The 15273-nt window shown below is 25.2% G+C and carries 13 protein-coding genes and 1 pseudogene; 2 read left to right on the forward strand and 12 right to left on the reverse strand.

All coding sequences use genetic code 11. The features are described 5' to 3' along the window. Positions 1–8: 8 nt before the first annotated feature. The 4 genes from T364_RS0105510 to T364_RS0105525 all read right to left on the reverse strand — a co-directional run bounded on the left by T364_RS0105510 (position 9) and on the right by T364_RS0105525 (position 3476). Positions 9–947 (reverse strand): NAD(P)H-dependent flavin oxidoreductase, encoded by a 939-nt coding sequence (locus tag T364_RS0105510; protein WP_027128690.1) that lies wholly within the window; start codon positions 945–947, stop codon positions 9–11. 253 nt (positions 948–1200) lie between these two features. Next, positions 1201–2169: a type I phosphomannose isomerase catalytic subunit gene (locus T364_RS0105515; RefSeq protein ID WP_027128691.1), complete on the reverse strand. Its 969-nt coding sequence runs from the start codon at positions 2167–2169 to the stop codon at positions 1201–1203. A gap of 114 nt (positions 2170–2283) precedes the next feature. Next, on the reverse strand, positions 2284–2772 hold the full coding sequence (locus T364_RS0105520) for a GNAT family N-acetyltransferase (protein WP_027128692.1): 489 nt from the start codon (positions 2770–2772) through the stop codon (positions 2284–2286). Between the two features lie 11 nt (positions 2773–2783). Beyond that, positions 2784–3476: a LexA family transcriptional regulator gene (locus tag T364_RS0105525; RefSeq protein WP_027128693.1), complete on the reverse strand. Its 693-nt coding sequence runs from the start codon at positions 3474–3476 to the stop codon at positions 2784–2786. Between the two features lie 210 nt (positions 3477–3686). Between T364_RS0105525 and T364_RS0105530 the strand changes: the two genes are divergently transcribed. Next, positions 3687–3914, forward strand: a complete 228-nt coding sequence (locus T364_RS0105530) for a hypothetical protein (RefSeq protein ID WP_027128694.1) — start codon at positions 3687–3689, stop codon at positions 3912–3914. A gap of 98 nt (positions 3915–4012) precedes the next feature. Here the strand turns inward: T364_RS0105530 and T364_RS0105535 are convergent, their stop codons facing one another. Next, positions 4013–5512, reverse strand: a complete 1500-nt coding sequence (locus T364_RS0105535; protein WP_027128695.1) for a cobyric acid synthase — start codon at positions 5510–5512, stop codon at positions 4013–4015. A gap of 321 nt (positions 5513–5833) precedes the next feature. Next, a complete protein-coding gene (locus T364_RS11210; RefSeq protein WP_211249029.1) occupies positions 5834–5971 on the reverse strand; it encodes a hypothetical protein in 138 nt (45 codons plus the stop codon). 129 nt (positions 5972–6100) lie between these two features. Here T364_RS11210 and T364_RS0105545 point away from each other — a divergent pair, with 129 nt between their 5' ends. Then, a complete protein-coding gene (locus T364_RS0105545; RefSeq protein WP_027128696.1) occupies positions 6101–6685 on the forward strand; it encodes a sugar O-acetyltransferase in 585 nt (194 codons plus the stop codon). A gap of 74 nt (positions 6686–6759) precedes the next feature. On the opposite strand, the gene ptsP is transcribed toward T364_RS0105545, so the two are convergent. From ptsP to T364_RS11130, 6 genes and pseudogenes are all read right to left on the reverse strand, one after another. After that, positions 6760–8490: a phosphoenolpyruvate--protein phosphotransferase gene (ptsP, locus tag T364_RS0105550; protein WP_027128697.1), complete on the reverse strand. Its 1731-nt coding sequence runs from the start codon at positions 8488–8490 to the stop codon at positions 6760–6762. Between the two features lie 67 nt (positions 8491–8557). Further along, complete coding sequence (locus tag T364_RS0105555; protein WP_027128698.1) at positions 8558–8821, reverse strand: HPr family phosphocarrier protein; 264 nt, start codon at positions 8819–8821, stop codon at positions 8558–8560. 164 nt (positions 8822–8985) lie between these two features. Continuing rightward, the gene (gene typA / locus T364_RS0105560) at positions 8986–10800 is read right to left on the reverse strand and encodes a translational GTPase TypA (protein WP_027128699.1); all 1815 of its coding nucleotides are present in this window, start codon (positions 10798–10800) and stop codon (positions 8986–8988) included. Positions 10801–10817: 17 nt separating this feature from the next. Next, the gene (gene truB / locus T364_RS0105565; RefSeq protein ID WP_027128700.1) at positions 10818–11684 is read right to left on the reverse strand and encodes a tRNA pseudouridine(55) synthase TruB; all 867 of its coding nucleotides are present in this window, start codon (positions 11682–11684) and stop codon (positions 10818–10820) included. A gap of 119 nt (positions 11685–11803) precedes the next feature. Further along, positions 11804–14566, reverse strand: coding sequence for a M16 family metallopeptidase (locus T364_RS0105570; RefSeq protein ID WP_027128701.1), 2763 nt, complete (start codon positions 14564–14566; stop codon positions 11804–11806). A gap of 452 nt (positions 14567–15018) precedes the next feature. Then, positions 15019–15273, reverse strand: a pseudogene (locus T364_RS11130) (autotransporter outer membrane beta-barrel domain-containing protein); the annotation flags it as partial.

Below are 15273 nucleotides of genomic sequence, written 5' to 3' on the forward strand. Positions count from 1 at the left end.
TTTTATTTTTATTTGTTAAAAACAGGTTTAAATCTTTCAAAAATTTCATGGACAGAAACTATATCATTTACTTTCCAAACATCTCTTCCAGCAAAGAATAATCCATTTTCTAAATCCCCTTTATGTCCATCTATAAGTCTTTGACTTACACAGAATTTTCTACTACAATGTTTTAAACAACTAGAACAAGTACTAGGTGGTGTAGTTGTTTCATTTAAAACTTTTTCAGAATAATTACTTCTAATAGCATTAGCAGGTAATCCTACAGAACTCATTATTTTTATAACATCACCTTTTTTTGTATTAACATACATTTGTTTAAAAGCTTCGTCAACATCACATTCATGAGTAGCAACAAAACGAGTTCCCATTTGAACTCCTGTAGTACCAAGAGATAACATTCTAGCAGCATCTTCTGGAGTAATTACTCCACCAGCTCCAAAAACAGGAAGAGAAACATTTTTTGTAATTTCTTCCATAATATCCCAAGAATCTAATTCTGTTCCAAGGTGTCCACCAGCATTTCCACCTTCAACAACAATGGCATCAGCACCTAATTTTTCAGATATTTTTGCAAGTTTTAAAGATGAAACTATTGGAAATAATTTTATTCCTGTACCTTTAACCATAGAAAAAATATCTCTAGAGAATCCTGCACCACAAATTATAACATCAACTTTTTCTTCTATACAAACTTTTACGCTTTCAACAAAAGAAGATACAGCAAACATAATATTTACACCAAGAGCTCCTTTTTTATTAGTTATTAAAGCTCTAGCTTTTCTTATTTCTTCTCTTAATTCTTCAAGAGGAAGAGCTGAACCAGCTATAACTCCTATTCCACCTTCATTTGCCACTGCTGAAGCAAGTTTTGACATAGAACATCTAATAGCCATTCCTCCTTGAATAATAGGAACTTCAATTTCTAAACCATTTATATTTATCATAATACAACCTCCACTAAAAATTACATATGTATTATAACATATTGTATGTTATTTTCAAAGAGAAAACATAAAATAAAAAATAAAATAACAGTATAATTTTATTTTTTACTTATATATAGAAGAGATTATTATAAAAAAAATACTAAAAAAATATATGAAAATAACTATATAAAAATAAAAATAGAAAAGAATAATGTTATTAAAATAAAAAAGATGATATTGTTCCTTTACAACATCATCTTTTAATAAATTATTATAAATATGATTTTAAAATTTCTACTTTTCCTTTTATAACAGTTTTTAAAGTAGCTGGAATAAAGTATGTATCTCCTTTTGAAATTTTGTAAGAGATATTATTACAAATTATTTCTCCTTCACCATCTAAAATAGAAAGAATTTTAAAGTTTTTATTAGTTTCATCTTCAAAAGTACCATCTATTAGATATTTATCAACATTAAAATATTGTCCTCTTACTAATTCTTCTTTTATAGCTCCAACTAATTGTAATTTTTGTCTAGATTCATTAGTAGACACTTGAACATCTCCTTCAAAATCTATTACATCAAGAGCTTTATCAATATGAAGTTCTCTTAATTTTCCATCTACTAATCTATCAAAATCATAAATTCTATAAGTTGTATCTGAATTTTGTTGAACCTCGCAAATTAAAATAGAACCTTCTAAAGTAGCATGAACAACTCCAGGAAGAAGATTTATAAAATCTCCTTTTTTTACTTTTATAGTTTTAAAAAGTCCATTAAATTCTTTTTTATCAACTTTTTCTTTAAATATTTCTTTTGTAATTCCTTCTTTAATTCCTAAAATAAGAGTTGCATCAGAACTAGCTTCCATAACATACCAACATTCACTTTTTCCAAATTCTCCTTCAACTCTTAGAGCATATTCATCACTAGGATGAACTTGAACAGAAAGTCTATCATTTATATCTAGATATTTAATAAGTAATGGAAATTTTCCTTTAAATCTTTCAACAATTTCTTTTCCAAGTATAGTTTCTTTATCACTTTCAATAACTTCAACAAGATATTTTCCAGCAAATTCACCATTTTCAATATAAGAAAGTCCACCTTTATGAGAACTTACTTCCCAAGATTCTCCATAAAGATTTTCATCAGGTAATTCCATATTTAAAACATCTTTAAATTTTCTTCCACCCCAGATTTTTTTTACTAAAGTTTTTTTAAATTTTAATGGATACATAATTTCCTCCTAAAAAAATTTTGTGTTCTTATAAAAGTATATTACAAAAAAATAAATATGTCAAAGTAAATTAAGTTCAAAAAATAAAAGAAAGAGAATTTCTTCTCTTTCAATTTATAAATCAGTAATCATGTCATACCAAACTACTCCACCATGAGTAGATTCAGAAACTCCCATATTTTTATAACCAAATTGCTCATAAAATCCAATTAAATTTTCTTTACAAGTTAAAACCATTTTTTTACGATTAGATTTTTTAGCTTCTTCCATTAAGTATCTCATTAATTTACAAGCTATGCCTTTATGTTGATATTCAGGTAATATATCTAAACCAAAAACAGTTTGATTTTTTCCAAATGGATTATGTCCACCATCAGGTTCATATAATTCATCTATAATTACATTACTATCAGTGACACAACCGTTTATAAAACCAATAACTTTTTTATCAATAGTAGCTACATAAAAACTATCTGGAAAAGTTTTTATTCTATATAAAAAAGAATCGTAAGTAGCTGCTTCAGCTTTAGGAAAACAAATACTTTCTATTTTTGTAACAGAATCTAAATCTTCAATTTGTACTTTTCTAATTATAACTTCCATTTTTCCCTCTTTTAAATATCTGATAAAACTTTTATTACTTTTCCAACTACATTAAAGTTTTCTCCAGGACCAATATATATTGGAGAATAATTAGGATTATCACTTACTAAAGCAATATAGTTTTTTGTTATTTTAAGTCTTTTTACAAAGGCTTGTTCGTCAATAAAAAATGCTCCAATCTCTCCACTTTTTATATCTAAAGTTTTTTTACAGATTATAATAGAACCATCTTTTATAGTAGGTTCCATAGAATCTCCAACTACATTAACAGCAAAAAGATTTTGATTTGTATTATTAAGACCAGGTAACATAATGTAGTCTTCAATATCATTATCTGTAAAAGCTCCAAGTCCTGCTGAAATTCTTTCAAAAAGAGGAATAGCATTATCTGATATTTCTGTAGCCTCTTTAGCAGTTTTCTTTATATTACTTTTAACTTCATTTTTTAATTTTTCAATTTTATCTATTATTATTTTAGGAGTTCTTTCAATAGCAGCTAAGTATAACATTTGCTCCTTTTCTTCAGGATTAAGGTTTAAACAATCAGCAATTCTAAGAAGTACTTCTTCACTAGGTGGATTTTTTACTTCTCCTCTTTCTATTGAATTAAAATAAGACTGAGTTATATTTATCATTTTAGCAAATTTATTTTGACTAATCCCAAGAGCTTCTCTTTTTTCTTTTAAAAATTCAGTAAAAATCAAATTATATCCCTCCTTTAAAATAAGTTATATTTTATTATAAATAATCATATAAATAATTATACTATATTTTATTATAAATAATCATATAAATAATTATACTATATTTTAAAATAGATTGCAACATTTTAAAAAATCTATTGACAAAAATAGTTAGATAAGTTATAATAAGTTATAGATAAATATAGTTAATTTAAAAAAGGGGGATTATTTATGAAAATACTTATAAAAAATAAAAAATGGAATATTTTTTTAGGAAATACTACTACTTTAGAATGTGATGTAATTCAAAGAGAAGGATTATTTTATATTCAATTTGAATATGATAAAAAATTATTTAAAATAAAAAGTAGAAATATAGATAATACTCTTAAATATTTAGAAGATATGTTTGTTGGTATAGAATTAAGAAAAGAATTAAATAACAGAATAGCTGTTTAATTTTATAAATAGTTAAATAGGAAAAATTTTTATGAAAATGAAATTTATTATATATTAAAATAAGGACATTGTATTATATTAACAATATCCTTATTTTTTTATTTTAATATTTCATAAATTTTTTCTATGTCTAAATTTTGACGCATTAATCTTGCTAGATTTTTAAATTCAGTTTCTTGATGAGATTCCATATTTATATATTCTAATATAGGATTTAATCCTTTTAATTCTCTCAATTTATTTAAAAATTTTCTTGTAAATTTAGGAGAATCAAAAAGTCCATGAATATATGTTCCTATGATATTTTCTTTACAAATTAAAGTAAAATCATCTTCACCTGTAACAGAATATTTAGAGGCCTCTCCTGTAGTTACTCCTTGATGAATTTCACAACCTGATACAACTATTCCATCAAATCCTTCTAATATTCCTGTACAATTACATAAAGTTTTAGAAACTTGTTTAGTATGTTTTTTTTCTTTCATGGTAGTTGTCATTGGAAAGATATTAAGAGTTTCAGCCTTTAAAAAAGAACTTTCTATCTGTTTTAAATCTCTAATAGATTTACCAAGCATTTGAAAACCACTATGAATTCCTAAAATAGGCGTTCCTTTTTTTATATGCTCCATTATACCATCAGTTATTTTTCTTGTATTTATAATTGAAAAATTATAAATAGCATTTTTACTACCAGGTAAAATTATAAGGTCAAAATCTTGATTTAAATCCTCTTTTGTATTTATATATGTAAGTTTTACATCTTCATAGACTAATAGAGAAGTAAAATCAGTAGAGTTAGAAAGTTTTTCAAAATTAATAATAGCTATATTCAAATCTTTTTTAGGCTTTTCATCTTCTTTAGAAAAATTATAACTATCTTCATTCTCTATTTGAATTTTTGTATAAGGTAAAATTCCAAGACAAGGGACATCTAAATTTTCAGATTTTAATTTTTCATCTAACATTTTAATTCCATCTTTTAATAAATCTATATCACCACGGAATTTATTTATAATATAACCTTTTATACGATTTCTATCTTTTTTATCTAATAACATTAAAGTTCCATAAATAGAGGCAAAAACTCCACCTCTTTCAATATCGGCTATAAGAATTACATTAGAATCAACCATTTCAGCAATACCCATATTAACTAAATCAGTTTTTCTAAAATTTATTTCAGCTGGACTTCCTCCACCTTCTAAAACACCAATTTCAAAATTTTCTTTTAAAATATCATAATTTCTTTTAATTATTTTTTTAAAAAAGTCATATTCTTCATAGTATTCTTTAGCTTGCATATTTTTATAAACAATACCTTCTAAAATTACTTGAGAAGAAAAATTATCTCCAGTTGGTTTTAAAAGTATTGGATTCATAAAAACTCTAGGTTTTGTATTAGCTGCTTCAGCTTGAATAACTTGAGCTCTGCTCATTTCTTTTCCATCTTCATCAACAGATGAATTAAGAGCCATATTTTGTGATTTAAAAGGAGCTACTTTATAACCATCTTGAGAAAATATTCTACATAATCCAGCAGTAAGAATAGTTTTCCCTACTGAAGAACCTGTACCTTGTAACATTATTTTTTTATGCATAATAAAACCCTCGTTAATTAATTTATTTAAAATACCAAAAAATAGTTAATTATTTTTTTCTAGCTAAAATTATTACACTTTCAGTATAACTAAATCCATATCCAAATCCATAACCACTTGTACCCCTTACAGCTTCTGTTTCATGTAAAATTCTTTTACTACTAGTGATATTTCCAGCATCATATTGGTATCTATAACTTCCAGAAGTAATAGGAGTGATTGATACAATTTCATATCCTTCATTATTAAGTTTTGTGATAGCTCTATTTATATCATCAGTTAAAAGTTCTCCATCAATAAGACAATCTGAATATCCAGTAGTTACCCAAACTTTTTTTTCTTCAAAAATTTCTTTTTGTTTTCCAAAAGCCCCTTTTCAAATCTTCCTGTAGGTTCATGAGATATTCTATATTCACCAATAGGTCTAAACTTAGCTTTAACATAAACAACTTTTTCCATATTTCCTCCTCTATTTAATAGTGAGTTTATACTATAAATATATCATTTTTTATAAAAAAATTAAAGTAAAATAAATTGTTAAATAGAAAAATATTGTGTTATAATTATAAAAAAAATTATGGAGGAAAAATGACAGAAAAAGAAAAATGTAAATTAGGATTATTATATGATGCTAATTATGATAAAGAACTTTTAAAAGAGAGAGAAATTTCAAAAGAGTTATGTTATGAATTTAATATTTTAAGGCCATCAGAAAAAGAAAAAGGGAAAGAGATTATCAAAAAACTTTTTGGAAAAACTCAAGAAGAATTTTCAATTAATCAACCTTTTTATTGTGATTATGGATATAATATAGAAATTGGAGAAAATTTTTATTCTAATCATAATTTAATAATTTTAGATGGAGCAAAGGTTAAAATAGGAAATAATGTTTTTATAGGGCCTAATTGTTGTATAACAACAGCTGGACATCCTATTGATGTAGAAGATAGAAATTTTGGATTAGAATATGCTTATCCTATAACTATTGGAAATAATGTTTGGATAGGAACTAATGTAAGTATTTTACCAGGTGTAAAAATAGGTGAAAACAGTATAATAGGAGCTGGAAGTGTGGTTAATAGAGATATCCCTGAAAATGTTATAGTTGCTGGGAATCCTTGTAAAATAATTAGAAAAATTTCTGAAAAAGATAAAGAAAAATATAAAAGATAAAAAATAATGGGACTTTTTATAATCTAAAAAGTCCCAATTCATTTTATTATATAATTTTTGTCTTTTTTATTTTATTATTTTGTATAGTTAGAAGAATTAAAGTTTTTAATTTCTTCCATAACTTCTTCAGCAGTAGCAAGTGATAAAACTTTTTCAACTAAAGCTTCACATTGAGTTTTATCAAGTGACATTATATTTCTTTTTATTCTTGGTACAGATATAGCTGACATAGAGAAAGCATCTAGTCCCATACCAAATAATATAGCTGTAGCATTTTCATCTCCAGCAAATTCTCCACACATAGAAATACTTATATTTTCACTGTGAGCTCCATCTATAGCACATTTTATAGCTTGAAGTACAGCTGGGTTATAAGAGTTGTAAAGATTTGAAATTTTTTCATTTCCTCTATCAACAGCTAATGTATATTGAGTTAAGTCATTAGTTCCGATAGAGAAGAAGTCACATTCTTTAGCAAAAGAAGAAGCTCTAAAGGCAACAGCTGGAGTTTCAACCATAATTCCAAGTTGAATATTTTCATCAAAAGCTATTCCTTCATTTCTTAATTCTTCCATACATTCTTTTAATAAAGCTCTTGATTTTCTAACTTCTGTTAAAGAAATTATCATAGGAAGCATTATTTTAATGTATCCAAAAGCAGAAGCTCTTAAAAGTGCTCTAAATTGAGTTTTTAAAATTTCAGGTCTGTCAAGACAAACTCTTAAAGCTCTCCATCCTAAGAAAGGATTTTCTTCTTTTGGTAATTCCATATAAGGTAAAGATTTATCTCCACCAATATCCATAGTTCTTATAGTAACAGGTTTTCCTTCTAAAGCTTCAGCAACAGCTTTATAAGCTTCAAATTGTTCATCTTCACTAGGGAAACAATCATTATTCATAAATAAGAATTCTGTTCTATAAAGTCCAATTCCTTGAGCTCCATTTTTTAGAACTCCATCAATATCTTTTGGAGAACCTATATTAGCCCAAGCACCAACTTTTTTACCATCTTTAGAAACAGCATCTTTATCTTTTAGTTGTTTTAAAAGTTCTTTTTCAGCTAAGAATTCTTCTCTTTTTAAAGTATAAGTTTTTATTTCATCTTCAGTAGGATTTAATATAACAACTCCTTCTAAAGCATCAACTATTATAGAATCTCCAGATTTTACTTCAGAATATTTTTCTCCAGTTCCAACAACAGCAGGAATTTCAAGAGACCTAGCCATTATAGATGAATGAGCTGTTTTTCCTCCAATTTCAGTAACAAATGCTAAAACATTATCTAAATCTAATTGAGCAGTATCAGAAGGAGTAAGGTCTTTAGTAATTATTACAGAATCTTTTGGAAGATTAGATAAATCTAAAATTTCAGTTCCTGTAATATTGAAAAGCCATCTTTTTCCAATATCTTTAAGGTCAGCAGCTCTTTCTCTTAAATAAGGGTCTTCTAAACAACCTAACATTTCACAATATCCAGCAAGTCCTTGTTCAAGAGCATTTTCAGCTGTAATTTGTTCATCTTCAATTAATTCAACTACTTCATCAAATAAATCTTCATCTTCTAATAAAGTGATGTGTCCATCAAAGATACTTGCTTTATCTTCTCCTAATTTTTTAGCAGTTTTTTCTCTTATAGCAAGTAATTGTTCTTTAGAAATATTTCTCCCATTAAGTAATCTTTCTTTTTCCAATTCAGTATCTTCAATATTATTTTTATTAATAATGATTTCATTTTCTTTATATAAAAATACTTTTCCTACTGATACCCCAGGTGATGCAGGAATTCCATTAATAATAATACTCATTTATTATACCATCCTTTTAATTTTTTGATAAAAAAAAGGGGATACCTATCCCCTCTTACTTAATTAACTAGTCTTTTAAGTTAGCAAGAAGTTCAGCTAATTTTTCAACAGCTTCTTGTTCATCTTCTCCATCAGCATAAACAGTAACTTGAGTTCCTTTTTTTATTCCTAGAGAAAGAAGTTTTAAAAGAGAAGTTCCTTTTACTTTTTTTCCTTCAGCATTTTCTACTTCAATAGAAGATTTAAAAGTTTTTGCTAAACTAACGAATTCGTTTCCTGGTCTAGTATGAAGTCCAGTTTCATTTGTAATTTCTACAGTTCTAGATAACATTATACCCTCCTAAAATTAATAAAGATTATTATATTATAAATAAGACAAAATTATATAAACAGTATGAATATAATATACTATTTTATAAAAATTGTCAATAAAAAAACATTTCACTTTTTTAAATAATGGTTAAAAGTTCGTAAAAAGTACTAAAAATAAAAAAATTAGTCTTTTTTTACAAAATGTTTTCTTCTTTCGGCATCAGTTAAATATTTTTTTCTAAGTCTTATAAAATTAGGTGTAACCTCAACATATTCATCTTCAGAAATATAATCAAGAGCTTGTTCAAGAGTTAATTTTCTAGGAGGAGCTAATTTAACAGCATCATCACTTCCTGCAGCTCTCATATTTGTAAGTTTTTTAGTTTTACAAGCATTAACAATAAGGTCATTTTCTTTTGCATGTTCTCCAACAACCATACCTTCATAAATATCAACACCTGGTTCTATAAATAATTCTCCTCTTTCTTGGATAGCATTAAGAGCATAAGCTATAGATACACCAGTTTCTGTAGCAATAAGAACTCCTTTTTTTCTACCAGAAATAGGACCTTTAAATGGTTCAAAATCATAGAAAGAATGGTTAAGAATTCCAGAACCTTTAGTATCAGTTAAAAATTCATTTCTATATCCAATTATACCTCTTGATGGTATTTTAAATTCTAAACGAGTGTATCCATCTTGTCCAGGAGTCATACTTACAAGTTCTCCTTTTCTTGAACCTAATTTTTCAATAACAACTCCTGTATAAGCATCTTCTACATCTATTAAAGCCATTTCAATAGGCTCATAAGTTTTTCCATTTATCTCTTTTAATATAACTTTTGGTTTAGAAACTTGAACTTCAAATCCTTCTCTTCTCATATTCTCTAATAAAATAGATAATTGAAGTTCCCCTCTTCCTTTTACAACAAAGGCATCTGGAGAATCAGTAGCTTCTACTTTCATACTAACATTTTTTTGTAATTCTTTTTGAAGTCTATCCCAAATATTTCTTGAAGTAATATATTTTCCGTCTTTTCCAGCAAATGGAGAAGAGTTTACCATAAATGTCATAGAAAGAGTAGGCTCATCTATATCAATTAAAGGTAAAGCTACAGGCTCATTAACATCAGCAACAGTTTCACCAATATCAATATTACTTAATCCAGCTATAGAAACAATTTCTCCACAGAAAGCTTCTTCAACTTCAACTTTATTAAGTCCTTCATAACCATAAATTAAAGAGATTTTATTTTTAACCATTGTTCCATCTCTTTTTATAAGCATAACTTCTTGATTTCTTTTCATTTTTCCGTTGTGGATTTTTCCAACAGCTAATTGTCCAACATAGTTATCATATTCAATATTAGTGATTAAGAATTGAAGAGGTTTATTAACATCTCCACTTGGGTCATCTACTTCACTAAGAATAGTTTCGAATAATGGTATCATATTAGTATCAGTATCTTCTAATTCTTTTTTAGCAAATCCACCTTTTCCAGAAGCATAAAGAACAGGGAATTCTAATTGATGTTCATTAGCATTAAGTTCAATAAATAAATCATAAACCATGTAAAGAACTTCTTCTGGTCTTGCATTTGGTTTATCTATTTTATTTACAACAACTATAGGTCTATGCCCTTGTTCCAATGCTTTTTTAAGAACATATTTTGTTTGAGGCATTGGACCTTCAAAAGCATCAACTAAAAGAATAACAGAATCAACCATTTTCATAATTCTTTGTACTTCTCCACCAAAGTCAGCATGTCCTGGAGTGTCAATAATATTAATTTTATAATCTTTATATTTTACAGAAGCATTTTTAGAGAAAATAGTGATTCCTCTTTCTCTTTCAATATCATTAGAGTCCATAACTCTTTCAGAAACTTTTTCAAGTTCATGAGCTCCAAAAACTCCAGCTTGTTTTAGTAAACAGTCAACAAGAGTAGTTTTACCATGGTCAACATGGGCAATAATTGCAATATTTTTGATTTTCATAAATCTCCATCCTTATATTAATAGTATTTATAACCTTTTAATCTGTTAGAACTTACATAGGCAAGTCCTAAAAATTCATTAGTTCCTTCAAAATAAATTTTATAGAATCCATCATTTGTATTATTTACTACAAGAGTATTTCCATTTAAAAATAAAGTTTTATTTTTTTCAGTAGAAATTATAAGTGAAGGGTATTTAAAATATTCCTCAACAGTCCTAATAAAAGAAAAATCTTTATTTGAATGTAACTCTTCAATTTTTTCTAAAGTAAAACTATTTTTAATATTTTCACTACCTACAGAAATTCTTTCAAGTGATGTCATAGTAGCAAAAGTTTTTAATTCCATTCCAATATCATAAATAAGAGAACGGATATAAGTTCCTTTAGAAACTTTACAGTAAATTTTTGCTTTTTTACCATCAAATTCCAAAAGAGATAAATCATAAATTATTATATCTCTAGCTTCTCTTTCGATAGTTTCACCTTTACGAGCTAAATCATAAAGTTTTTCACCATTTATTTTTATAGCTGAATACATAGGAGGAATTTGTTTTATATTTCCAAGAAATTTTTTTAAACATTCCTCTAATTTTTCAGAAGAAACAGAAAAATTTTCAACTGAATCAATAATTTTTCCTTCAGAATCATATGTATCTGTAGAATAACCTAATTGAAATTCAGCAATATATTCTTTTTCTAATTTTTCTATATCTTGAACTAACTTAGTAGCTTTTCCAACACAGACAACTAAAACTCCAGAAGCTAATGGGTCAAGAGTTCCAGTATGTCCAATTTTTTTTATTTTTAGAATTTTTCTAAGTTTTCTGATAACATCAAAAGAAGTAATACCAGAAGGTTTATTTATATTAATAATTCCGTCCAATAAATCAACTCCATTTTAAATTTTACATAATATTATATCATAAAAATTAAAATAAGAAAAACAAAAAATAGAGAGATTTTTCCCTCTATTTTTTATTGTATTGTTTAAGTTCAAAAATTTTATTTTTCACTCTCTGGATAAAGTATAACTTCTACATAATTATCATTTTTTATAAAATCTTTTACAAAATTTTTAAGATTTTTTTCAGTAATTAACTTATTGTATTCCTCTGGAGTTAAAACTTTAAAATTATCTTTTTCTAAACTTTTATTTGATAGATAATTTAACCAATAACTATTAGTCTTAATATTATTTTCATAAGATAGTTTATAATTTTTTTGAATACTTTTTAAAGCTTCTAAATTTATATTACCATCTAATAATTTTTTTAATTCCTCTTGAACTTTATTAATAACTATATCTTTTTTCTTAGGGTCAGTTGAAAAAGATATATTAAGAACTCCTTTTTCATATTTTGAGAAATCATCATTAACAGAAATTCCATAAACTCCTGAGATTTTTTCTCTAACTTCCTCAATAAAGTTAATTCTTAAAATTTTTGCTATAGAAGAAATATAATAAGAATTTTCTAAAGAATATTGGCTATATATAGGATAAGAAAGATTAACTCTTATTTTTTTATCAATTCCTTTATTAACTTTTCCTTTAATAATTCCTTCAGGATAAATAATATTTAAATCTTTCCAAGTATCAATATTATTTTCAGTAGGTAAAGAAGCAAAATATTTTTCTAAAATCTCTATACTTTCTTTTTCAGGAATAGAACCTACAATAATTCCAGAATAACCATTAAAATTTGTAAATTTTTTCTTAAATATATTCAACATATCATCATTATAAAAATATTTAAAATCATTTTTAGAAAGATTTAATTTTCTAGGATGATTATTATATAGTAGTTCAACAATTTTATCAGAGAAAAGTTCTTTTGGTAAATTTTCTCTATTATTTAAAATAGTATTTATTCCACTCATTTTATGAGCATATAATTCAGGAGATAATCTTGGATTTCTTACAAGATATGAGAAATATTTTAAAGCTTCGTCTAAAGATTTTCTATTAGAGTTTATTATAATTCCCTCTGTATATGTATTTATATATGGAGAAATAGAGAAATTTTTTCCTTTAAAATATTTATCAAGATTTTCAAAAGTAATATTTTCTACTCCAGAATTAAAAATAAAATCTCCAGAAAAAATAGAATTTATTGCATCTGAATCATCTAAATTTGAACTTCCTCCCTCTTTAAAAAGTTTTATAGTTATATCATCTTTTTTAAAGTCAGTATATTTATAAAGAAAACTTAATCCATTTGATAATTTAATTTCTTTATAATCTGTATATGTATTAATAGCTTCTACTTTTCCTTTTTCTAAATTAGGCTCTTTAAGAGATAATATTTCATTATTAATTTGTTTTTTCTCTATTTTTTTATTTTTACTTTCTAAAATAATATTTTTGAAAGATTCTTTTGTTATATTTATCTCATCTTTTTCAGGAATAAATAAAACGAATCTAGTATTATCTTCATAAATTTCTCTAGCTTTTTCTTTTATGTCATTAATTGTGATTTTTTTCAAATAAGTTTCAAATAATTTTAAAGTATCTTCTGAATCTAAAAATATATCATCAGTAATAAATACATCTGTTAAATAACCTATTAACTCTCTATTAAGAATAGAAGCTTTATTATTGTTTCTATCTCTTAAATTATTTAGTATATTTTCTTTTTCTAAATTTAATTCTTCTTCAGTTACTCCAAATTCACTTATATATTTTAAAGTATTTATTGTAGAATCTATTCCCTCTTTTATTTTTTTCTCTTCAAAAGATGAAGAAATAACTAAAAGATTGTCTTTTATATAACTATCCTCACTTATACTTCCAGAAATGATAGGATGTTCAGTAGAATTACTTTCATCTTTTAATTTACTATTTAAAAGATTTTTAAATAATTCTAATGTAACTTCATCTTTTATATTTTTTTCTGTGTATTCATTTTTATTATCAGTTCTAAAACTCATTATAAATTGAGGAATAATAATTTCTTTATCCTTAAATATAAAATAGTCAGTTGGTAATTCTTCTAACTTATAAGTTTCAGGTTTAGTAAAAGTTAAACTATCATTAAAATTAAAATATTTTTTTATAACAGAATCAGCATAAGCTTCATCTATATCTCCAACTAATATAATTCCCATATTTTCAGGTCTATACCATTTATCATAGTAATCTTTCATAATAGAATGGTTAGCCCCTCTTATAATGTCCATTTCTCCAATAGGAAATCTATCTTTATAATGAGATTTATCAAAGAAAACCTCTTTCCAAAGAGATGTTATTCTTTCAGGAAGTCCTTGAGAGAGTCTCCATTCTTCTACTATAATTTCTTTTTCATTATCTATGTCTTCTTGTTTTAAAGAAGCATCAAAGACCATTTCTTTTAATATCTCTACACCTTTTTCAAATTTTTCTTTATCATCAGTAGGAAGATGAAGTTTATAGACAGTTTCATAAAAAGATGTATGAGCATTTAAATCTCCACCAAAATTAAGTCCAATAGACTCAAAATATTTTACAATATTATTTTTCTCATAATTTTTAGTACCATTAAAAGCCATATGCTCAATAAAATGTGCTATTCCCTTTTGATTTTCATTTTCTTGAAGAGAACCAGCTTTTACTACTACATTTAAAGATACTCTATTTTCTGGTTTACTATTTTTATAAAAATAATAAGTCATACCATTATCAAGTTTTTTTATTATTAATCCTTTAGAGTGATTAACTAAATTTTCTGCAAAACTTAAAATAGAGATTATAAAAAATAACATAAAAATAAATAAATTTTTTTTCTTCATAAATTAAATACCTCATTTGTCGATATAGTTTTATATAGTTTTATTTAATTTTTGTTTTAATTGTAACATTTTAATATTTAAAAAACAACAGAAAAAAATATAAAAATTTTACAAAATAAAAATAAAATGATATAATTTTATTAGGAAAATATTTTTTATTGAAAAAATTTTCCACTGGGGAAAAATATTTTTTCGCCAAGAAAATGGAAATTTTAACTTCTAAAAATAATTATTAAGTATACAACCTATTAATCTATAAATAAAAATCACTCTTTTTAATCTAAGGTGTAATTATAACCCCTGATTTATGAGTGATTTTTTATATTTTATTTTATAATCCTTTATTTTTATTGATGTTAAGTTATTATAAATATCTATTTTTGGTATATAATTAGATAGTTTTTATATAACAAAAACTCGAGATTTCTCTCGAGTCCTTGTATTATTTAAAACTAGAATTTATAACCTATTCCCATTCCTACTGTCCATTCATCTTTTGAGTTTTCATGTTCAAACGAATAGTTTCCTCTTACATCAAATGATAGTCCTTTTTCTGTTGATACTTCATATTTTCCATTTAATGAGAATGTATCTGCTTTTTCTCCTACTAACATATCAAAGTTACTTCCACCTACAAATCTTCCTGTTAAGTATTCTTCTTTATCTCCACTAAAGAAAGTATTATAACTTACTCCTAATGTTAATTC

It is taken from the genome of Fusobacterium perfoetens ATCC 29250 (genome assembly GCF_000622245.1).
In the GTDB taxonomy this organism is placed as follows: Bacteria; Fusobacteriota; Fusobacteriia; order Fusobacteriales; family Fusobacteriaceae; genus Fusobacterium_B; species Fusobacterium_B perfoetens.

Excerpts from the sequence above, each read along its gene's own strand:
- T364_RS0105535 (WP_027128695.1), bottom strand. The coding sequence starts at position 5,512 with ATGCATAAAAAAATAATGTTACAAGGTACAGGTTCTTCAGTAGGGAAA.
- T364_RS0105555 (WP_027128698.1), bottom strand. The coding sequence starts at position 8,821 with ATGTTATCTAGAACTGTAGAAATTACAAATGAAACTGGACTTCATACT.
- T364_RS0105570 (WP_027128701.1), bottom strand. The coding sequence starts at position 14,566 with ATGAAGAAAAAAAATTTATTTATTTTTATGTTATTTTTTATAATCTCT.
- ptsP (WP_027128697.1), bottom strand. The coding sequence starts at position 8,490 with ATGAGTATTATTATTAATGGAATTCCTGCATCACCTGGGGTATCAGTA.
- T364_RS11210 (WP_211249029.1), bottom strand. The coding sequence starts at position 5,971 with ATGGAAAAAGTTGTTTATGTTAAAGCTAAGTTTAGACCTATTGGTGAA.
- T364_RS0105530 (WP_027128694.1), top strand. The coding sequence starts at position 3,687 with ATGAAAATACTTATAAAAAATAAAAAATGGAATATTTTTTTAGGAAAT.
- T364_RS0105515 (WP_027128691.1), bottom strand. The coding sequence starts at position 2,169 with ATGTATCCATTAAAATTTAAAAAAACTTTAGTAAAAAAAATCTGGGGT.
- typA (WP_027128699.1), bottom strand. The coding sequence starts at position 10,800 with ATGAAAATCAAAAATATTGCAATTATTGCCCATGTTGACCATGGTAAA.
- T364_RS0105520 (WP_027128692.1), bottom strand. The coding sequence starts at position 2,772 with ATGGAAGTTATAATTAGAAAAGTACAAATTGAAGATTTAGATTCTGTT.
- T364_RS0105545 (WP_027128696.1), top strand. The coding sequence starts at position 6,101 with ATGACAGAAAAAGAAAAATGTAAATTAGGATTATTATATGATGCTAAT.
- T364_RS0105510 (WP_027128690.1), bottom strand. The coding sequence starts at position 947 with ATGATAAATATAAATGGTTTAGAAATTGAAGTTCCTATTATTCAAGGA.